The organism is Bradyrhizobium sp. CCBAU 11361, assembly GCF_028128935.1.
In the GTDB taxonomy this organism is placed as follows: domain Bacteria; phylum Pseudomonadota; class Alphaproteobacteria; order Rhizobiales; family Xanthobacteraceae; genus Bradyrhizobium; species Bradyrhizobium niftali.
In genome coordinates this window covers 1-278 of the sequence record NZ_LBJZ01000038.1, presented here as the reverse complement: position 1 = coordinate 278, position 278 = coordinate 1, and the positions used below count along the sequence as shown (strand labels likewise).

1 pseudogene is annotated in these 278 nt (G+C 68.3%); it reads right to left on the bottom strand.

Annotated elements, in window-relative coordinates:
• Positions 1–278 (bottom strand): annotated as a pseudogene (locus tag XI08_RS46200) (IS21 family transposase); the annotation flags it as partial.

Here is a 278-nt window from a genome sequence, read left to right as displayed (position 1 = left end):
GGCTGTGGCGTCACTCCAACCTGCTCGATCGCCTGTTCGAACAACCGCTCGACGGTCGCACGCACGTGCTTGTAGCGGTAGATGCGGTTGTCGATGGCGTGCGCGCAGGCCTGCTCGACCAGCCGCGCCGGATACTTCCGGCCCAGCCCGACAATGCCCCACATCGCGCGCTGTCCGGGGCGCCCTTCTGTGTCGAACACCTGCTGGCACAAGGCCCTGGTCTGCGGTCCGATGCGCTCGGCGCTCGCCAGCAGCACGGCGGTTTGCCGCGACGGGTT